The following is an 18,430-nucleotide window of genomic DNA, read 5'->3' as shown; positions in this document are numbered from 1 at the left end:
ACTATGGCTCTGCAAGCGATCACCACACCCAAATTCACTTGGTTCCCCTACGAAGGCTTCACCTTCAGCCTGGGCCTCACGGAAGGCGAAAGCGCGTGGACCTCGGGGCACACCAGCGCTGCCTTTGATGAGACCGTCGGCAAGATGACGGTTACAGGCACGATGGAACAGCAAGCGCGCATCGCCTACACCAAGGTCCTCACAATCCTTGAAGGTGCTGGCTTCGGGCCGGAAGACGTCGTGCGCATCACCGAGAACGTCACGGTGTCAGGGATCGGGGACTATGAGGCCGCGGTCGCTGTCCGCAAGGAACTCTTCGGCGGGCATGAGCCAGTCGTGTCGACGATCATCGTCGAGCGGCTCGTGCGTCGCACGGCTTTCCTGGAGGTCGAACTCATGGCCAAGAAGGGGGGCGGCCGTGAACTGATGGTCGCAAGTGAGTCGCGGGAGGCAGGCACCTGGCAGCGCTCGGCCGTCAAGGAAGGCACCGACGGGGCGGTTTACCTCCCCACTGTGGTCCCCATCGATGCGGATGGCAACGTCGTATTCGCCGGTGATTTTGTCAGCCAGTATGCCTACTGCCTCGACAAGGCGGACGACCTCCTGCAGCGCGCCGGAATGTCGATCGATCAGGCCGTCACGACCTATGACTACTCGACCCCTGCGACGCGCGACGTCTACAAGGGCACTCACCGCGTGCGTAAAGAGCGTCTGGGCGGAGCCGGTGTGTACCCCGGGGCCGGTGGAATTCTGATGAGCCGACTCCACCACCCCGAGTCATTGATCGCCATCGACGTCACGGCGTCCCGGCACCCGCTCGAGTTGGTCAACCCGGGTTGGTCGCGCTACGACACGCTGACCTACGCGCCGGGGATCAAAGCGGGTCGCACGCTGTACATGTCTGGATTCGCCTCGCTCGACATGAAGACCCAGGAGGTGCTCTATCCGGGCGACATGGCGGCCCAGGCCGAGGTGACCTATGGGTCGATCATCGAGCTGCTCACCCACGCCGGTCTGGGCGCCGAGAACCTGCTGTGGACCACCGAGTACTGCGTGGAGTCGGCTCTCCCGGTCTACCGCGAGGTGGCGCCGGTGCGGGAACGGATGCTGAAGGCACCGTGGCCGGCCTCGACCGGCGGCATCTGCAAGGCACTGCTTCGCCCCGAGTTCATGCTCGAAGTGCTCCCGATGGCCCTCTACCCGGAGGACAAGGCATGAGCTTGATCACCGACGAGGTCCGGGCCCTTCTGGGCACTACGAAGGTGTACACCGCTCCCGAGGAGCTCGGTGGTGCCGCCGGACGCTACTTCGGTCTCGCGATCGGCGACAACAACCCGCTGTACTCCGATCCCGAGTACGCGCGTTCCCAGGGCCTGCAGGGCGTCACCGCACCCCTGACCCTCGTGTGCGAGACCAACCAGTACGCGAACCTGCCGATTGCCGCCGACGGCTACGCCGGCCACGTGTGGGAGATCGAGATCCCCGGTACCCGCAAGGTGCGGGGCGGCAACTGGTACACCTTCCACCGGCGGATCAGGCCCGAGGACGTCATAACCGCGACCTGGGAGATCACTGATCTCGCCGAGAAGAAGACCAGCACGGGCGCAGACATGCTCGTCGTCACCTCGGCCGCGACCTACACCAATCAGCATGGTGAAGAGTTGGCCGAAAACAAGGAGACCATAATTTTCGTCCAGTCGGGAGTTGCCAAGTGACCTTTCAGGTGGGAGATTCGATGCCGGTCCTTGAGCGCACCATCAACCTCGTTGACATGGTGGCGTATGCAGGAGCGACCTGGGATTGGTACAGACTCCACTACGATCCCGAGGTCGTGGCGGAGAACGGACTGCCCGGCCCGGTAGTTGACGGTCAAGTATTCGGCGCGTTGCTCGTGGAGCAGATCCAGGACTGGCTCGGTCCGCAGTCGTTCACGCACAAGCTCGACTTCACCTTCCGAAACCTGGTGTTCGCCGGTGAAACGGTACGTTGCGAAGGCACGATCACCGAGGTTGGCGACGAGTATCTGGTGCTTGAGCAGCGGGTGGTTGTTGTGGGCGAGGACGGTTCAGAAGGTCGCACCGTTGCCGCACCGGCCCATGCCACTGTGCTCCTCGGCAGCGCAGATGGCCCGGGTGCACGATGACTGCGCGCGTGGCCATCGTCGGGGCGGCCGAATCTGATCTCGGTGTGACCGGCAAGTCAATCCTCACCCTGCAGTCACAGGCGGTGACGCGAGCGCTGGCCGATGCCGGGCTCACCCTCGCTGACGTCGATGGCATCGCCACGACCGGTATCTCTCGCTTTTCGGCAACCCAGCTCGCCGACTATTTTGCGATTCAGCCGACCTGGACCGACTCGACCTTCGCGGGCGGGTCAGCCTACGAGATGATGGTCGCTCGCGCGGCCCAAGCCATTCAGGCCGGTCAAGCGACGACGATCGTCATCAGCTTCGCCTCAAACCAGCGTTCAGCGAAATCGCGCAGGCTTGGCGGCGTGCACGAGCCGCACATCCCCGAGGCCCAGTTTGAAGAGCCGTACGACATGCTCTTCCCGGTTTCGTATTATGCGATGGCTGCCCAGCAGTACCTCCACAAGTTCGGCGGAACCCGCGAACAGCTCGCGGAGATCGCTGTCGCCGCCCGCGAGTGGGCGTTGCTGAACCCGAAGGCGTTCCGCTATGGGAAGGGCCCGATCACGGCGGAGGACGTCGTGACCTCGGCAATGATCTCGAGCCCGTTGACCGTGGCCGACTGTTGTCTGGTCACCGACGGGGGCGGCGCAGTGGTGCTCACCTCGCTCGAGCGGGCGCGCGACCTCCCCCGCAAACCCGTGGAGATTCTGGGATACGGCGAGCGGACGACCAACACGTCTTTCACCGCGGTGGATGACCTCACCGCTCCGGGTGCCATCGGATCGGGTCGGGACGCTTTCGCGCGCGCGGGCATAACTCCTGCCGATGTCGACGTTCTGCAGGTCTACGACTCCTTCACCATCACCGCTGCGCTGAGCGTCGAAGCGCTGGGTTTCTGCGGTCGTGGCGAAGTTCTTGGCTTCATCGCAGATGGCCGCATCCGGCCCGGCGGAGCATTACCGCTCAACACCTCCGGTGGTGGCCTGTCCTATTGCCACCCGGGACAGTACGGCATCCTGCTGCTGGTCGAGGCGGTCCGTCAACTACGGGGCGAATCCGGAGACCGGCAGGTCGAGGGCGCCAGCACCGCTGTGGCCCACGGCACCGGTGGCATCCTGTCCACCCACGCGACAGTTGTACTAGGAGTTGACCGATGAGCCTTCCTGAAGTTCCCCCCGCTGATGACGTGACCACCGGATGGTGGGACGCCACGCGTGAACACCGGCTGATGGTGCAGGAGTGCACGCAGTGCGGGCACCTTCAGCACCCGCCCCGCGCAGTGTGCACAGCCTGCTCATCAATGGATCACCTGGAACTTCGCGAGACTGCGGGTACCGGCGAGGTCGATGCCTGCACCGTGATCCACCGGGCACCACGGCCAGACGTCGACGTCCCCTACACGGTGGCCCGCGTGCGCCTCACCGAAGGGCCGCTCATCCTCACCCGTCTTGTTGACGGCGACCAATGGGCAATTGGCGACCAGGTGAATGTCGGCTGGACCGACCTGCCCGATGGCCGTGCCCTTCCCGTTTTCCACTGAACCGACGGCCGTGACCGTCCTCTTCGAAAGGTATTACCAATGGATTTCAAGCTGAACGAGGAACAGGGCGAGTTTCGTGCACTGTTGCGACGGTTCGTCGACCGAGAGATCATCCCGGTCGCACGCGAGTGGGAACAGTCGGACCGCTACCCGACCGAGATCGTCAAGGGTATGGCCGATATGGGTCTGTTCGGTATCACCGTTCCTGAAGAATACGGCGGCCTCGACCTGGATCCGGTTGCCTTTGCGCTCGTATTCGAGGAGATCGCGCGTGGTTGGATGGGGATTGCCGGCATTCTGGGCAGCCATTCGTTGTCATGCCGACTCCTCGCCATGCACGGCACCACCGAACAGAAGGAAAAGTACCTGCCAGACCTGGCCACGGGCAAGCGGCGAACAGGCATCGGGCTGACCGAGCCCGACGCGGGCACCGATCTGCAGGGCATCCGCACGACCGCCCGTCTCGACGGTGATCACTACGTCGTCAACGGTTCCAAGATCTGGATCACCAATGCCCGGTACGCTGACCCGCTGCCGGTGCTCGTGAAAACTGACCCGAGTGCGTCGCCAGCCCACACCGGAATGAGTGTCCTTCTGATCGAAGCGGACACCCCCGGTTACGAAGTGACCAAGGACATCCCGAAGCTTGGCTACAAGGGAACCGAGTCGTCCGAGATCCAGCTCGACAACGTTCGCGTTCACAAGGATCAGCTCCTGGGCGGGGTCGAGGGCACAGGCATGAAGCAAGTGCTCTCGGCGCTCGAGTGGGGACGGGTGAACATCGCCGCGCGTTCCGTGGGCATCGCCCAGCGTGCGTACGATGAGGCCCTCTCCTATTCGCAGCAGCGCCACGCCTTTGGAAAGCCGATCTCCGACTTTCAGGCCATTCAGATGAAACTGGGTCAGCTTGCCACCCAAGTCCAGGCGGCTCGACTGATGGCGTATTGGTCAGCAGATGCCGTTCGTGACGGGCGGGCTGACGGTGCGACGGGGATGGCCAAGATCTTCTGCTCCGAGGTGGCGCTGGAGGCAGCAATCGACTCCCTCAAAGTGCACGGTGGTTACGGGTACTCGACGGAGTTCGAGGTCGAACGACTGTATCGTGACGCAATCCTCATGAGCATCGGTGAGGGGACGAACGACGTCTTGCGCACGGTCGTGGCGAAGTCACTGATCAAGGGCGAGACGGTCGTCGGATGAGCGGGGTCAGTCTGCCGCGATCGTACCTCTACGTTCCGGGCAACGCCCCTGAGAAGCTCAGCAAGGCGTTGACCCGGGGAGCGGACGCCCTGATCCTCGACCTCGAGGATGCGGTGCCGATGACGGAGAAGGACAACGCGCGCTCGACGGTGGTGCGCTGGCTGCGGGAGCAGCCCGCCGACCTGGCGACCGAGCTCTGGGTTCGCATCAACCCGGGCCCACTCCTCCTCACCGACGCCGGCGCACTGGCGAATATCCCGACGCTCACGGGCCTGGTGATCGCAAAGTGTGAGGGCCCCGGCGATGTTTCCGCGGTGGCCGACCTGCTGACAGCGCGGGGAGACATCGGCACTCTACTGATGCCGCTGATTGAGACGGCCCGCGCAGTTCTCGCAGCGCCCGCTATTGCGGAGGGCCCGCGGGTGCACCAGCTCCAGATCGGCGAGGTCGACTTGGGCGCTGACACCGGTATTGAGCCCGGCGCAGACGAGGCAGAGCTCGGCGGAATCCGCTCGATGATCGTGCTCGCGAGTGCGGCCGCGCAGATCAATCCGCCCCTTGGCCCGGTCTCGCGGCTCACTTCGGATCCTGAGTCATTGTTGGCCTCGACTGAACGCGTGCGTCGTCAGGGTTTTGTGGGCCGCGCCTGCATCCACCCGGCCCAGATCCCCGTGGTGCACGACGTGTTCACACCGACCGAGGAGGAAATCGCCGAAGCAGAGTCGGTGCTCGAGGTATTTGCCGAGGCCGAAGCCGAGGGCAGCGGGGTTGTGCTGGACTCCGCCGGACGCCTCATCGACCTCGCGGTACTGCGGGGCGCGCGCAAGACCCTCGCACTCGCGGACAGGCCCAGGCGCTGATGGCCCGGGCCAGATACGTGGACCTGTCGGTGGAGCCTGAGACGTGGCGAGACGTGCCGATGCCGGGAGCCAATCGCTCACTGTCCCTTGTGCCGCTTGCGTCTGCCGGTGCAACCTTCACAATCATGGGGCGATTCCCCCGCGGGTTCGAGAGAACCACACCTGGTGGTTATTTCGCGGCGGAGGAGTTTATCGTTCTTGACGGATACCTTGAGATCGAAGGTGTCCGCTACGTGCCCGGAGACCTCGTTTTCATTCCCGCGTACTATTTGCGGACGCAGATGCGAGCGCCGGAAGGCTGTCGTGTGCTCGCCTGGTTCGGTGGGCCGGCGATTTTCAGGACCGTGGACGAGCTCGGTGCGTGTGCGGTGTCTGAAGGGATCGTGTCCGTGCCCATCGGCGCCTCTGCGGGTCGGGACTTCCTCGTGACATCCGAAGCGCGGTGGTCGGCTCACCCCCGGGGGGACGAGGAGATTCTTGTCCAAGGCTCCGACGTGATCGGCCGCGAGTTGTCGCAGTGGCACCATATCGACGGCGAGGGGGGTGCCGCCAGGGTCTCCAGCGCGTTCGTGCACCGCGTCCCCGTGGAATCCGCCTGATGTTCCCGGCGGTGTGGCACGGATATGACGGCATCTACGGCGGATACGTTCTTGCTCGTGTGATTGAGTCGGTCCAGGTGGTCGACGGGTTCATTCCGCTCAGTGTCAGTATCCAGTTCACCGGTGCGGTGCGCGATGTCACGGGCCGGTGGCGGGTCGAGGTTCTCCATGAGGGAGTCTCCACCGCCGCGGTCAACGTGGAACTCGTGCAGGGCCACTCGCGGCTGACCGCCTTTGGAAAGCTCGGGCGCGGAATGACTGAACGGGTTCTCGATTTCCCGGTGGATATCGGGCACTTGCCTGATCCGATGTCGCTGGCACGATACAACTTCGCCTATGGCGAGATGAGATACGAGTCCTTCCTCGATCACCGCCTGATCCCGGCCGCCGACGACGTTCGTCGCCAGCGGACCGAGGCATGGATCCGTTTCGACGAGACGAGCCAGCAGGCCCCGGAGCTGGGCCAGTACGGCCTTGCCGCGATCTTTCTCGATGCACAGCCGCCCGGCATGTTCTACCGCGAGGAGCGGCCGGCGTTCGTGCCCACGATTGATTTCACGATCCATTTCGCGCCCGGTGTCCGCTTTGATCGTCACGCGTGGCACTTCGTCACCCAGAGCACGATGTGGGCAACGCGAGAGTTCTGCGTCGAGGAGTCCAGACTCTATGACCGTCACGGTGTTTTCATCGCACAGGTGCGTCAGACGCGCCGGGTTGTGTGGGCGAACAGCGATTCAGGCCAAGAAGGTGACCGCTAGGTGTTCTTCCCACGGAGGTTGTGTGCAGCGGCGTGTGATGTGACATGAGGTGAGGACCTCCGGTATCGATATGGGCTACCACACTCATCTCAATCCACGGAGGTCCTCGTGTCATACGTTACCCACGCCCGCGCCGCCCTGAATCCATCTGGTCGTTTGAAGATCGCCCAGCTGGTCCTCAACGAGGGTTGGGCGCAGGCGCGCGTCGCTGAGCGCTTCCAAGTGGCCCCGGGCACAGTCTCCAAATGGGTTGCCCGATACCGGGCCGAGGGCGAGGCGGGGCTGCAGGACCGGTCCTCGCGTCCGCGGCACTCGCCGAACCGGATGGCCCGGCGGACCGAGCGACGCATCGTCGCCCTGCGGGTGACCCGGCGGTGGGGTCCGCACCGGATCGCCTACCACCTGCACCTTCCGCAGTCGACGGTGTCGTAGGTCCTCAAACGATACGGGGTGCCGTTGTTGGGGCACATTGATTTGAACACCGGGGTGCGGATCCGCAAACCTAAACCGGTGCGTTACGAACGCTCTAACCCGGGCGATCTTGTGCATGTGGATGTGAAGAAGCTCGGCCGCATCCCCGACGGTGGTGGCCACTGCACCCTGGGGCGGGCGAAGGGACGTAAGAATCGTTCACGGGTCGGATACGCCTCCCTGCACTCGGCGATCGATGACCACTCCCGCATCGCCTACTCCGAGATCCTGGAAAACGAGAAGATAGAGACCGCCGCCGGGTTCTGGGAACGCGCCAACGCGTTCTGCGCCGACCTGGGCATCACCGTCACCCGGGTGATGACCGACAACGGGTCCTGCAACCGTTCGAAGCTGTTCAATGGCACCCTCGGCGAGCAGGTCAGCCACAAATACACCCGACACTACCGGCCGCAAACCAACGGGAAGACGAGCGCTTCCACCGCAAACTCGCGTCCGAGTAGGCCTACGCCCACCACTAGGACTCAGAGACCGTTCGCGCGGCCGCATACAAGGAATGGATCCATCACTACAATCATCACAGACCCTATACCGGCATCGGAAGCAAGTCACCCATCGAACGTGTCCATAACGTCAATGGGAAGAACACCTAGGTCCTCTTCGTGGTCTAGATGATTTATTCCTAGTGGTCGTAGGCGATGAGTGAGCGTTTGCTGGGTGCGTCGATGAGCCAGTTGTGCCAGATTCCGGCGGCGAGGGCGAGGAGTTTCGCGCCGACTCAGGCGTAAACTCCGGCTAGTGTTCTGCCGTCGTGGCGTTCGAGGCCGAGTTGTCCTTTGAGGGTGTCGAACAAGGACTCGATCCATTGGCGGATGCCGCCGAGCTTTCCGAATCTCGGTTTCTCGTCTTTGCGGTCGGGCCGGATCAAGGTGGCGCCAAGTTCCTCACTGATGAATCGCTCGAGGTCCTTCCCGGCGAAGCCCTTGTCGCCGAGGATGGCCTGCCCGTCCGGGACGAGATGGTGGCCTTGTTCGAGCATCGCTTGGGTGACTTCGCGTTCACCGATCTTCGGGTTCGCCAGCGCCCAGAGGACGGGCATGCCCTCGGGTGTGCTGATCAGGTAGAGCGGGAAACCCCAGAAAAACCGGGAGTGCGAGGCGCAATACCCGTAGCCTGCGTCGCCGGCCAGGTCGGAGCGTTTCACCGTTTCCCGTGACATTCCCGCGGGTACCGGGGTCGAGTCGACCAGGCGCAGCAGTTCATGCCAGGACGGGGTGTCTCGGGCGCGTTCGGTGATCACGGCTGAGATCAGGGTGCCTGCGGCGCGGACGCGCTTGTTGTATCCGGGCTGGTGGGGCATGCCCGGGAACATGTCCTTCAGGTGGGTGTGGGCGTAACGGACCCATCTGGTTTCCGAGTCGAACTGCAGCAGGTGCTGGGCCACGACCAGGCAGAGCAATTCTGCGTCGGTCAAGACCGGTCGGCGGCTCGGCCGGCCGGCTCGAGACAGACTGAGGCGTTGGAGGATGCGGTCGTCGAGGAAGACATAAAGTGTGGTCAGGAGGGTGTTGAGTTCATTGTTCACACCAAGGGTTTTACACCCTCCGTCAGACTTTAGAAGCCACCGCGCCCACGAAGCCAGTAGGAATTACTCATCTATGGCGTGGTCATCGATCCCTGCCACGATCGGGGTCGCCTTCGCGACATTGATCAACCATCTGGAGGCGACCGCGTCGAGTTGGCGGACGTGGCCGAAGTTGAACGCGCGCAGGAACGATCCTGGCATTGACGGTGCATACGCGCCGTCGAAGAGTTTCTTCATCCCACCGTGACGCAATAACGCCACGTCGTCGATGGATTCGGCGCCAGCGAGCACTCCCGCGACCAGCGCGGTGACTTTCAAGCCCGCGTTCGCGCCGAGGTATCCGGGCAAGGTCAGCCACCGGTTGGCGAGCTCGGCATGGCCCGTTCGAGCCGCCAACGCCATCGCCGGGACGAGCCCGGCGGCTGACACGAGATTCGTGTCATCGAAGGTTGCTGACAGTGCAGTAGATCAATGGAAAACTTGCATCTACGAGGTGCCTCTCGAGTCGGTAGAAATGAACCCTAATTAGTTTCAATTTTTCCTGATTCGGAAGGCATTCTCTGTTTACCGCGCCGTCAACTTCCGAGCCTCACCGGTGGATCGAGGAATAGAGCCTGAATCCGCAGAAGAGCCGAGAGTACGAGGCCCGTCGCCGGCCAGATCGGAGCGTTTCACGGTCTCCCGGGCCATTCCCGCGGGTACCGGGGTCGAGTCGACAAGGGGAAATAATTCAAGGTGTCTAGGATCTGCGCCGGCTTGGACTCCGGGGTCGCCCCGTTCCCGGCCCGCACCCTCGGCGTCCGCCACTAGCCGTCTGTGTTCCTCGACGTGAACTATTGCAAAGCGAGGCTCGGGCACCGTATCGTGTCCCAGGCGATCGTCGTCGCGGTCGGTGTTGCCTCCGACCGGCGCCGGGAAGTGCTTGGTTTCGATATGGGGGACAGCGAGAACGAAGGGTTCTGAACCGGCTGGCAGCGCTGCCGAGTGCCCTACATGCGAAACGACCTCGCCGTGGTCCTGAAAGTATCCCAAGACATGGTCGCCTCGATCATCCGAACGATCTTTGCCCAGCCCGATGCGGAACACCTTCAGAAACAGTTCGGTGGGTAATTACGATGCTCGGCTGTGCCTATCGGGAGGTCGCCGCAATGCTCACCGACGCCCAACCCAATCTGCTTGCATTCGCCTGTTCCCGCAGCGCTGCTGGCGACAGATCTCGACGAACCCGCTGGAACGAGGAGTTCAAACGTCGCACCGACGTCGTCGGCGCGTTCCTCAACGCCGCGGCCCTGCTGCGCCTGTCCGGGTCTGTCCTGATCGAGCAGCACGACGAGTGGGAAGCCGCTAAACGCCGCTGCTTCTCCGAAGCCTCGATGCCTGAACTGGCCACCATGAACAACCTGGCCGACGTCATTGACGAGGCGGTGATCCTTTCCGGAACTTACTGCCGCGTAGACTAGAAATACTGACCGCACGGTGTTGACCAACCCCACATAGACAATGGATATAGCCCCGAAGCGGTGTGACTCCAAACTCCACCGACACCGGTCAAACGGTTGTCTTGGAGTGGATCTGTCCACCGCTTCGGGGCCATTGTCACCCAAGGATTTGGCGGGCATGACTTGATAGGAGCTTGACCGCGACGTCTCACCTTTGTGTTGTCTTCCTGCTCGGTCCACGGTGACTTCCCGCATTTTCCGCGACGGAGGGACACAGTTATGAGATCCACGACACCTCTCCCATCAGTTGACACCGATTCGCTCCCGCCGGGAATCTACGTCGGGGTCGATACGCACAGAGACACTCATCACGTCGCCGCGGTCGGGCTGGCCACACCAAAACAGCGCGACGGCCTGGCCGAATCCATCCGCATGCTTCTCGCCGAACGCACCTCCGCCGCCAAAGCACGCACCGCCGCAATCAACCAGATCCATGCCCAGCTAGTGACCGCGCCCGAGGCAGTTCGGGCGGACTTCCGCCGCTATGAGGGTGCGAGACTCCTTGAGGTCGTGGCGCGAACACGACCGGGAAGAGGCGTGACTCCTGACCATGTCTGCCGCCTTTGCCTCAAGCGCCTCGCCCATCGCGCCCAAGAGCTCGCGCGAGAGATAGAAGACATCGACACCGACCCCAAGCACCTCACCCGCATAAGTAACCCAGCGTTGATGTCCGTGCACGGCATCGGACCAGTCGTTGCCGGCACCCTACTGGCGACTCTGGGCGATAACCCCGACCGCGTCGGCACGAAGGCACAATTTGCGGCACTCTGCGGCGTCGCTCCGATCCCGGCGTCCTCCGGAGTGCGCCCCCGCCATCGCCTCTCCCGCGGCGGCGACCGCCAGGCGAACGCTTCGCTACACCGCATCGTTCTCAGCCGCCGCCGCCACAAAGACCCCCGCACGATGGCTTACTTCGATAAGCGCCGCGCCGAGGGCCTCTCCGATCGCGACATCGTCCGCTGCCTCAAACGACATGTCACCAACGAAATCTTCACTCTGCTCACCCACCCAGAGATCAGCACTCAGCAAGGCCCCTTACTACGCCAACGAAGGCAGGCACTGCAGCTTGCGATGACCGAAGTCGCCATACAGCTGGGCGTTCCCCACCAGCGACTCCGGCGACTAGAAATGGGCGAACGCTCCGACTCGGAGCTCCAAAATGCCTACCAAATATGGCTCGACAACCACACGCAGCGAACAGCAAAACCCGCTCAAAAGGCTGCTTGACAACGATAGGAGCATCCACTCAGCGGGACGTGACCCATCGCGACAACAGCAACTCGAATCGACAAGGTGCGCCCGGGAACCGAAGACTAGGGTCATTGGTATAGCTCGGATGGTACGCTTCGAGCGGATGCGCGCAATAGTGCGCGACTCTTGCATTCAGCAACGCCACCTAGTCCAAGAAAAGTGAGACAATACGTGGTTGGAAAGACCAACGGAGGTGAAGTTGAAGGCGACGCCTTGGTCGCTCGTTCAAAGGCTCGTGAAGCCCTCTTTGGCCCGCAGGTAGGCAAGGTTAGGCCTGCCTATCAGCAGGTCGCCGATCAACTGCGTGACCTCATCCTCGACGGATCGCTCGGGTCGGGGGACCGGCTACCGGCTGAGTCTGAACTGGCCGAGATTTTCGGCGTTAGCCGGAGTACCGTTCGTGAGGCGCTGCGTGCGCTCGCATCCCGCGACCTGGTCAATACAACCCGAGGGACCACCGGTGGCACGTTCATCTCGCGGATGCGGTTCGATCAGGTAAGCGACTACCTCGAGACGAGCCTGGGACTGATGTCGGGGGCTGACGACGTTTCTTTGGCGAACCTGCTAGAGGCACGTGAGCTTCTAGAGGTCCCCGCGGCTGGTCTGGCTGCCCTTCGCCACGAACAGCACCATATCGACGAGATGCGGGTCATGGTCGAGCGAGAAAACCAGGCAAGGGGACGCGGCCGGAAATTCCGTGATCACCGCAACTTCCACGGCCTTGTGGTAGAGGCATCAAGCAACCGGCTCTTGGGCGTCATGGCCGAACCGGTTTTCCGCGTACTTCAGGCCCGAGCCGTCCCAAACGGCTTGGGTGCGACGTTCTGGACAAGCGTCACTGAGGACCATATCGAGATCCTTTTACGCATTGAGGCGGGCGACAGTGTAGGCGCTTCGTCGTCCATGAAAGAACATTTGGCCAAGCTCAGCTCCGCCTATGGTGACGGTTGCTGAGCCGAGAGTGTAGATGACAGCTTATTTTGCCGCAGAAGGCGAGACGAGCTAGGGCGAGAAGCCACCCGTGAAGAATGGCCATCGCTCGATGGCTACGGTGCCGTCGCGGTGACCGCTGGCCTGACTATGTCGATGACGAAGCTCCCCGAGCAACTCTGCAAAACTGTCACCTGGGATCGCGGAAAGGAGCTTTCCGATCGTGCGCAGTTCGCGCTCGATACCGGTACGAGAGTGTTCTTCGCCGATCCTCGCTCGCCCTGGCAGCGACTTACGAACGAGAAAGCCAACGGACTCTTACGCCAGTACTTCGCCAAAGGCACCGAATTCTCGCGCCGGTCCGCCGCGGACCTCGAAGCCGTCGCACGCGCACTTAACAACCGCTCCCGAAAGACCCCCGGTTGGAAGACCCCTGTGAAGTCTTGGAGGAGCAGAGACGCTCTCTTCAACAGCCCAGTGTTACAACGACCGGTTGAACCCGCCAGATAAACATCGATTGACTGTCACCGAGAGGCTGATCGAGAACGGAATTGACCCCTCCGTCGGGACCGTCAGCGATGGCTGCGACAACGCGCTGATCCAGTCACGGATCGGCATCTACAAGGCGGAGTTGACCAAACCCCGCGGTCCCTGGCTGTCTGTCGATTAAGTTGAAGTCACGACACTGGGCTGGGTGTGCTGGTTCAACGCCGCCCGTACGCACGTGGGAATCGATGAGTTCACCGATTGAACTTGGGCAAATCAGGAACGCTCTGGAACCAGCCCTCAAACGATCAAGCCGAGACCACCCCGTGCACCGTTGCGGTTCGCCCGAGGCTGAAATGAGGTGAACGCAGGATTGATGCTGAAGCGATGTGATTTCCGTCGTATTCAAGAATACAAACATGAGACTTCGTTTTTGGCCGAAAACCATGTATCGTTTCATTTCAAGTCATGAGTCTGACAATTCAATATGATCCCTAAGTCAGACAATTCGACTTTCAACAATCGAGCCGATCAGTAAACCTGAGGAGCGTCGACAAAATCAACCGCTTCAACTCAACAAGGAAACCACTAAAAGAGAGAAAGAGATCTCATGATACATAGTCGTATCGCGCGAGCTGCCGCGCTCGGACTGGTCGGACTGGTAGCACTCGCTGGATGTCAAGCAGAAGTGCCCGGCGAAGAAGCGGGGCAGGAGGTAGAGGTCAGTCGCACGTTCGTGATCGGCGCGGGTGAAGTTGAAGGGCTTGATCCAATTTTAACTAAGAGCTACACGGCGTTGCAAGCTACCGCCAATCTGTATGCGGGCCTCGTCGAAGAGGAATTTGAGCCCGTTGAAGGTGGATACCTGGCGACCACTGGCAAGCACATAAACGGAGTCATCGAGAGTACCGAGACGTCAGAGGATGGGAGAACTTTGACATATCGCCTTGTCGATGGGCTTACGTTCGCTGATGGAACTCCACTGACATCCGAGGACGTTGTCTACAGTATGAAACGCACCCTTTCCGAAGCGTCTTATGTGGCTGGGTCGAGCTCGATATTTATGCACATAAGCGATGCTGAGTCCCAGATTGTTGCGATAGACGAATCGACAATCGAGGTCACCCTTGATGCTCAATCACCAGCGCTAAACAAGTTCCTTGCCCAAAGCACGTTCTCGGTCGTTAGTGCGGATGCGGGGATGGCCAATCCGGGAAAGGACGGGTCGGCCACGGATTACTTTACGAACAACGCGACTCCGTCCGGTCCCTTTGCTCTTGAAGATTGGGCGGGCGCTGAAAGCATGACGCTGGTAAAGAACAGCAATTATGTGCATGCCGAGGACGTATTCGCGGAAAAGATTACGATTCTAAATATGCCGGATCTGGATCAACGCTATCTTGCGGTCAAGAATGGGGACATCGATGTCGCGCTTCAGTTAACGCCTCGCCTTGTGCAGGAGGCTGCGTCTGACGAGGCACTCAGAGTCCTTACCATGCCCAGCGGATTCTTCTATTTCCTTGGGATGAACCCAAAGGTTGCACCATTTGACAATGACGTTGTACGTCAAGCTATTGCGAAAGCCATTCCCTACGAACAGCTAATGGAAGAAGTCATGCTCGGTCAAGCAAGCCCTGCATATGGGATTGTGCCGAACAATATGGAGACGAGCATTGCGCCCGACGACAAGACTACGCAATATGAAACGAATACTGCGGCAGCAAAGAAGTTATTGGAGGATGCTGGCTTAGAAGGGCTAGCTGTTGAACTTTCGGTATCGTCTTCGGACCAAATTTCCGTAGATTCTGCTGTTTACATTCAATCTGCTTTGGCAGAAATTGGGGTGACAGTCAATATTTCGAAGATGGCAGAAGTTGACTTCATTACATCAAGCTATTCCCAAAAGCTTCCATTCTTAATTGGCAACTGGGTATCTTCTGTGCAGGATCCGTTCTTTCAAATGCGCGCAGTACTTCTGACTGACAGAGCAACAAATCAGACCGGATTCTCAAATGCAAAGTTTGACGAACTGGTGCTCACTGGTATTGACGAGGGTGATGACGCCGAGCGTGAGCGACTTTCTGCCCTAGCCCAACAGATTGTCATAGATGAGGCAGCCTTCGTCAATCTTTTTGCAATGGATACGTCTGTTGTCACCCGTGCTGATGTTTCAGGAATCGCTTTGCGCAGCGATCAGCTCTTCCAGCTCCGATACCTGACGAGGGAATAGCCTTCGGTGTCCTTGGGCCTTCGTTCTGGGCCCAAGGACACCTCTTGTTTCTCGAAAAGAAAGGAAAGCCAATTGGCAAGGTACCTATTCCAGCGCATAGGGTCGAGCGCAGTCACGATCGCCATTATGGCAATCTTGGTCTTCTTCGCCTCAAGGGTTCTCCCTGGAGACCCAGCGTTGGTCCGCGCGGGTAGCAATGCCACTCCAGAGCTTATCGCCCAGGTTCGCACACAGTTCGGACTTGATCTTCCGCTGCATCAGCAGTTCCTCCAGTACCTATACGGCCTGATTCAAGGCGACTTCGGCACGTCAATCCGCACTGGTAAATCAGTTACAACCGAACTAATGCATAGGCTTCCGGCTACCTTAGAGCTAAGCCTCGTTGGCTTCCTCATCGCCTCACTAATCGGCATTTCGATGGGAATCATCGCTGCTACGAACCCTAACCGGTGGCCAGACACTCTAGTTCGAGCGCTCACCGCGGTGGGGGGCTCTATCCCGAGTTTCTGGTTAGCACTACTAGCTATATTCTTTTTGGTGTATAACTTAGGCGTCTTTCCCAGCCCTATAGGGCGACTTCCCCTCGGAATGTCGCCACCTCCCCGAGTCACCGGTTTTTACACACTAGATGGCCTACTTGCGGGAGAAGTTAGCGTCACTCTGGCAGCACTAGGCCAACTGGCGTTGCCGGCGCTAATCCTCGGGGTGTTGGGCTCAATATCAGTCACCCGTATTACTCGCGCATCAACTATAGAGGCACTCGCTAGTGGCCATGCACGTGCTGCACGAGGATTCAATTTGAAAAGCCCCAGTATCTTTCTTCAAGAAGGGCTAAGAAATGCTCTTCCGACAGTGATCACGGCCATGGGATTGGTCGCCGGGTATTTGATCGCCGGCAACATCATTATTGAAAAAATCTTCAGCTGGCCTGGTATTGGTCAATATCTCGCCACAGCCATTTCTCAGAGTGATCTCGACGTGGTTCAAGGCTTCGTGATCATTGTCGGGATCGGATATGTGACGATCAACCTAATAGTGGATCTCTTGTACTCTGTGGCAGATCCTCGCATCGAGCTGGGAGGTAGTAAATCTTGAGTTCGATCCACCTTGCAACGCGAGCCGCGTCAAGGAAGCGCTTCCGGCTTACCGTCGTTCGTCAAAACAGTGCCCTTATTACCGGGATAGTTCTGTTGTTTGCGTTGGTGTTGCTGGGCGCCTTCGGTCCGCTCTTTCTCCCGAGCCCGAACGTGACAGCACCAGGGCAGTCGCTAATGGCCCCAGATTCTGAACACCTTTTTGGGACTGACCGGTACGGCCGTGATGTATTGGCGCGTTCAGTGGCAGCGATTCGGCTCGACTTAATGCTTGCTGTTGGGGTCGCCATTATGGCGATGGCACTGGGCTCAATTCTTGGGGCCGTCGCAGGGTATATCGGCGGTTGGGTTGATGACGTGGTGATGCGGATCACCGATGCGCTGCTGGCGTTCCCCGGGTTTGTGCTTGCTCTCATGATCGTTGCATTTCTGGGCCATGAAATTATCTTTGTCGCAATCGGAGTTACCATTGGCTCGACCCCACATTTCGTGCGGCTGGCTCGTGCGCGTGCACTTTCAGAACGAGAGCTAGATTACATTCCGGCTAGCAAGCTCGCCGGCGCGAATCGCGGCCGAGTCATATTCGGACACATTCTTCCCAACGCCATTAGTGCGCCGTTGATCCAAACAACGGTTACAGCGGGATGGGCGATCCTCGATATCGCCGGGCTCTCCTTTTTGGGAATCGGGATTCAACCCCCAACCGCTGAGTGGGGGACCATGATTGCGGAAGGATATAGCGACATCCTGACGGGCAAATGGTGGCCGGCGCTCTTCCCCGGGCTGCTGATGCTGTTAGCAGTTCTTTCATTTCAGCTGATCGGAGACGGGCTCTCGAGGAGGAATTCATTATGAGTGTTCTTGACGTAGACAGGCTCCAAGTAGAGGTTTTCGAGACCGGAATTGCGCTGCTTAGAGATATCACACTATCGATAAAGCCGGGATCGATCGTCGGGCTCGTTGGCGAGTCTGGATCTGGGAAATCGATGTTTTCTCTCGCCCTTATGGGCCTTCTGCCAAGCGGAGTCAGAGTAACAAGCGGCAAGGCGAGAGTAGCCGGCAAGTCAATTCTTAAAGGTCTGACGAATCAGTACGTCAACTCTTCTAGGGAAGATATCGCTTTGATTTCGCAGAATCCACGCGCTGCGCTCAACCCAACAATGCGAATCAACAAACAAGTGATTCGTGTACTTAGGCAACGCTGCAACATGACTTTCAAGGAAGCACGATCCGAGGTACATGAGTTATTGGCGAGAGTGGGTATTCCCGACGTCGGTAGGGTGGCAAATTCTTACCCTCATCAGCTTTCGGGTGGCATGTGCCAACGGGTGGTGATCGGGATGGCGCTCTCAACTCGCGCCCCGCTACTCATTGCCGACGAACCAACAACAGGCTTGGACGTCACGATTCAAGCGCAAATTCTCATGCTACTTCGAAAGCTAGTGGGTGAAAGCGATGAGAAGTCGGTGATGATGGTCACCCATGATCTCGCTGTCGTCAGCAGTATGTGCGACCAATTGATTGTTCTATACGGTGGCCAAGTGATGGAAGTCGGCCCTACACGCGAGGTTTTCGCGAACCCTCGTCATCCATACACGAAATTCTTGCTTGAGAGTTTGGAGAGCTATGCCGATGGTTCGGCTGACAGCACTCCAAGCGTAAGCGAGAACCCAATTGACTTTGGATTGTCGGGATGCAGATTTTCAAATCGTTGCCCGTTTAGCACACCCGTTTGCCAGACAACGCCACCGCCAGCAATAGCTGATAATACACGGATTGCATACTGTCATAACTTGGAGTCCATTTGAATAATCTCCTTAATGTTAGGGATTTGCGGC

The 18,430-nt window shown here is 59.8% G+C and carries 17 protein-coding genes and 5 pseudogenes; 20 read left to right on the top strand and 2 right to left on the bottom strand.

Annotated features, from left to right (window positions below):
- Window positions 1-3: 3 nt before the first annotated feature.
- The 10 genes and pseudogenes from DL891_RS06235 to DL891_RS06190 all read left to right on the top strand — a co-directional run bounded on the left by DL891_RS06235 (window position 4) and on the right by DL891_RS06190 (window position 8,170).
- Window positions 4-1,218, top strand: coding sequence for a RidA family protein (locus DL891_RS06235; RefSeq protein ID WP_111719561.1), 1,215 nt, complete (start codon window positions 4-6; stop codon window positions 1,216-1,218).
- Window positions 1,215-1,715: a MaoC family dehydratase N-terminal domain-containing protein gene (locus DL891_RS06230; RefSeq protein WP_111719560.1), complete on the top strand. Its 501-nt coding sequence runs from the start codon at window positions 1,215-1,217 to the stop codon at window positions 1,713-1,715. The genes DL891_RS06235 and DL891_RS06230 overlap by 4 nt, the downstream gene beginning before the upstream one ends.
- 20 nt (window positions 1,716-1,735) lie before the next feature.
- On the top strand, window positions 1,736-2,143 hold the full coding sequence (locus tag DL891_RS06225) for a MaoC/PaaZ C-terminal domain-containing protein (RefSeq protein ID WP_111719650.1): 408 nt from the start codon (window positions 1,736-1,738) through the stop codon (window positions 2,141-2,143).
- The gene (locus tag DL891_RS06220; RefSeq protein WP_111719559.1) at window positions 2,140-3,288 is read left to right on the top strand and encodes an acetyl-CoA acetyltransferase; all 1,149 of its coding nucleotides are present in this window, start codon (window positions 2,140-2,142) and stop codon (window positions 3,286-3,288) included. The genes DL891_RS06225 and DL891_RS06220 overlap by 4 nt, the downstream gene beginning before the upstream one ends.
- On the top strand, window positions 3,285-3,671 hold the full coding sequence (locus DL891_RS06215) for a Zn-ribbon domain-containing OB-fold protein (protein WP_111719558.1): 387 nt from the start codon (window positions 3,285-3,287) through the stop codon (window positions 3,669-3,671). The genes DL891_RS06220 and DL891_RS06215 overlap by 4 nt, the downstream gene beginning before the upstream one ends.
- Window positions 3,672-3,710: 39 nt before the next feature.
- A complete protein-coding gene (locus DL891_RS06210; RefSeq protein WP_111719557.1) occupies window positions 3,711-4,871 on the top strand; it encodes an acyl-CoA dehydrogenase family protein in 1,161 nt (386 codons plus the stop codon).
- Window positions 4,868-5,731 (top strand): CoA ester lyase, encoded by an 864-nt coding sequence (locus DL891_RS06205; protein WP_111719556.1) that lies wholly within the window; start codon window positions 4,868-4,870, stop codon window positions 5,729-5,731. The genes DL891_RS06210 and DL891_RS06205 overlap by 4 nt, the downstream gene beginning before the upstream one ends.
- Window positions 5,731-6,330 carry a hypothetical protein gene (locus DL891_RS06200; protein ID WP_111719555.1) on the top strand — a complete coding sequence of 200 codons (600 nt, stop codon included), beginning with the start codon at window positions 5,731-5,733 and terminating at the stop codon, window positions 6,328-6,330. The genes DL891_RS06205 and DL891_RS06200 overlap by 1 nt, the downstream gene beginning before the upstream one ends.
- Window positions 6,330-7,088, top strand: coding sequence for an acyl-CoA thioesterase II (locus tag DL891_RS06195; RefSeq protein ID WP_111719554.1), 759 nt, complete (start codon window positions 6,330-6,332; stop codon window positions 7,086-7,088). The genes DL891_RS06200 and DL891_RS06195 overlap by 1 nt, the downstream gene beginning before the upstream one ends.
- 108 nt (window positions 7,089-7,196) lie before the next feature.
- Window positions 7,197-8,170, top strand: a pseudogene (locus DL891_RS06190) (IS481 family transposase).
- 29 nt (window positions 8,171-8,199) lie between these two features.
- Here DL891_RS06190 and DL891_RS06185 read toward each other — a convergent pair.
- Together DL891_RS06185 and DL891_RS06180 are read right to left on the bottom strand one after the other, a co-directional pair.
- Window positions 8,200-9,102: pseudogene (locus DL891_RS06185) on the bottom strand (IS982 family transposase).
- A 114-nt stretch (window positions 9,103-9,216) separates the two neighbouring features.
- Window positions 9,217-9,504, bottom strand: a pseudogene (locus DL891_RS06180) (IS1380 family transposase); the annotation flags it as partial.
- Between the two features lie 414 nt (window positions 9,505-9,918).
- Between DL891_RS06180 and DL891_RS17695 the strand changes: the two are divergent.
- The 10 genes and pseudogenes from DL891_RS17695 to DL891_RS06130 all read left to right on the top strand — a co-directional run bounded on the left by DL891_RS17695 (window position 9,919) and on the right by DL891_RS06130 (window position 18,400).
- Window positions 9,919-10,212, top strand: a pseudogene (locus DL891_RS17695) (transposase).
- A gap of 38 nt (window positions 10,213-10,250) precedes the next feature.
- Window positions 10,251-10,562, top strand: a complete 312-nt coding sequence (locus tag DL891_RS17690; RefSeq protein ID WP_255563078.1) for a transposase — start codon at window positions 10,251-10,253, stop codon at window positions 10,560-10,562.
- Between the two features lie 258 nt (window positions 10,563-10,820).
- On the top strand, window positions 10,821-11,828 hold the full coding sequence (locus DL891_RS06160; RefSeq protein ID WP_111719550.1) for a transposase: 1,008 nt from the start codon (window positions 10,821-10,823) through the stop codon (window positions 11,826-11,828).
- Window positions 11,829-12,011: 183 nt separating this feature from the next.
- Window positions 12,012-12,806, top strand: coding sequence for a FadR/GntR family transcriptional regulator (locus DL891_RS06155; protein WP_198668792.1), 795 nt, complete (start codon window positions 12,012-12,014; stop codon window positions 12,804-12,806).
- A 78-nt stretch (window positions 12,807-12,884) separates the two neighbouring features.
- Window positions 12,885-13,279, top strand: a pseudogene (locus DL891_RS06150) (IS30 family transposase); the annotation flags it as partial.
- A gap of 20 nt (window positions 13,280-13,299) precedes the next feature.
- The gene (locus tag DL891_RS17065) at window positions 13,300-13,452 is read left to right on the top strand and encodes a hypothetical protein (protein WP_157962417.1); all 153 of its coding nucleotides are present in this window, start codon (window positions 13,300-13,302) and stop codon (window positions 13,450-13,452) included.
- A gap of 426 nt (window positions 13,453-13,878) precedes the next feature.
- On the top strand, window positions 13,879-15,498 hold the full coding sequence (locus tag DL891_RS06145; protein ID WP_111719548.1) for an ABC transporter substrate-binding protein: 1,620 nt from the start codon (window positions 13,879-13,881) through the stop codon (window positions 15,496-15,498).
- 6 nt (window positions 15,499-15,504) lie between these two features.
- Window positions 15,505-16,593 carry an ABC transporter permease gene (locus tag DL891_RS06140; RefSeq protein WP_255563077.1) on the top strand — a complete coding sequence of 363 codons (1,089 nt, stop codon included), beginning with the start codon at window positions 15,505-15,507 and terminating at the stop codon, window positions 16,591-16,593.
- A complete protein-coding gene (locus DL891_RS06135; protein WP_111719546.1) occupies window positions 16,590-17,447 on the top strand; it encodes an ABC transporter permease in 858 nt (285 codons plus the stop codon). Before DL891_RS06140 ends, DL891_RS06135 begins: the two co-directional genes overlap by 4 nt.
- Entirely contained in the window at window positions 17,444-18,400 is a 957-nt protein-coding gene (locus DL891_RS06130; RefSeq protein ID WP_198668790.1) for an ABC transporter ATP-binding protein, read from the top strand. The genes DL891_RS06135 and DL891_RS06130 overlap by 4 nt, the downstream gene beginning before the upstream one ends.
- Window positions 18,401-18,430: the final 30 nt, after the last annotated feature.

Source organism: Homoserinimonas sp. OAct 916 (assembly GCF_003260275.1).
Classification (GTDB): Bacteria; Actinomycetota; Actinomycetes; order Actinomycetales; family Microbacteriaceae; genus OACT-916.
The sequence above is the reverse complement of the archived record's forward strand: the minus strand, read 5'-3'. Positions and strand labels throughout refer to the sequence as shown.

Excerpts from the sequence above, each read along its gene's own strand:
- DL891_RS06235 (WP_111719561.1), top strand. The coding sequence starts at position 4 with ATGGCTCTGCAAGCGATCACCACACCCAAATTCACTTGGTTCCCCTAC.
- DL891_RS06230 (WP_111719560.1), top strand. The coding sequence starts at position 1,215 with ATGAGCTTGATCACCGACGAGGTCCGGGCCCTTCTGGGCACTACGAAG.
- DL891_RS06225 (WP_111719650.1), top strand. The coding sequence starts at position 1,736 with ATGCCGGTCCTTGAGCGCACCATCAACCTCGTTGACATGGTGGCGTAT.
- DL891_RS06220 (WP_111719559.1), top strand. The coding sequence starts at position 2,140 with ATGACTGCGCGCGTGGCCATCGTCGGGGCGGCCGAATCTGATCTCGGT.
- DL891_RS06215 (WP_111719558.1), top strand. The coding sequence starts at position 3,285 with ATGAGCCTTCCTGAAGTTCCCCCCGCTGATGACGTGACCACCGGATGG.
- DL891_RS06210 (WP_111719557.1), top strand. The coding sequence starts at position 3,711 with ATGGATTTCAAGCTGAACGAGGAACAGGGCGAGTTTCGTGCACTGTTG.
- DL891_RS06205 (WP_111719556.1), top strand. The coding sequence starts at position 4,868 with ATGAGCGGGGTCAGTCTGCCGCGATCGTACCTCTACGTTCCGGGCAAC.
- DL891_RS06200 (WP_111719555.1), top strand. The coding sequence starts at position 5,731 with ATGGCCCGGGCCAGATACGTGGACCTGTCGGTGGAGCCTGAGACGTGG.
- DL891_RS06195 (WP_111719554.1), top strand. The coding sequence starts at position 6,330 with ATGTTCCCGGCGGTGTGGCACGGATATGACGGCATCTACGGCGGATAC.
- DL891_RS17690 (WP_255563078.1), top strand. The coding sequence starts at position 10,251 with ATGCTCACCGACGCCCAACCCAATCTGCTTGCATTCGCCTGTTCCCGC.
- DL891_RS06160 (WP_111719550.1), top strand. The coding sequence starts at position 10,821 with ATGAGATCCACGACACCTCTCCCATCAGTTGACACCGATTCGCTCCCG.
- DL891_RS06145 (WP_111719548.1), top strand. The coding sequence starts at position 13,879 with ATGATACATAGTCGTATCGCGCGAGCTGCCGCGCTCGGACTGGTCGGA.
- DL891_RS06130 (WP_198668790.1), top strand. The coding sequence starts at position 17,444 with ATGAGTGTTCTTGACGTAGACAGGCTCCAAGTAGAGGTTTTCGAGACC.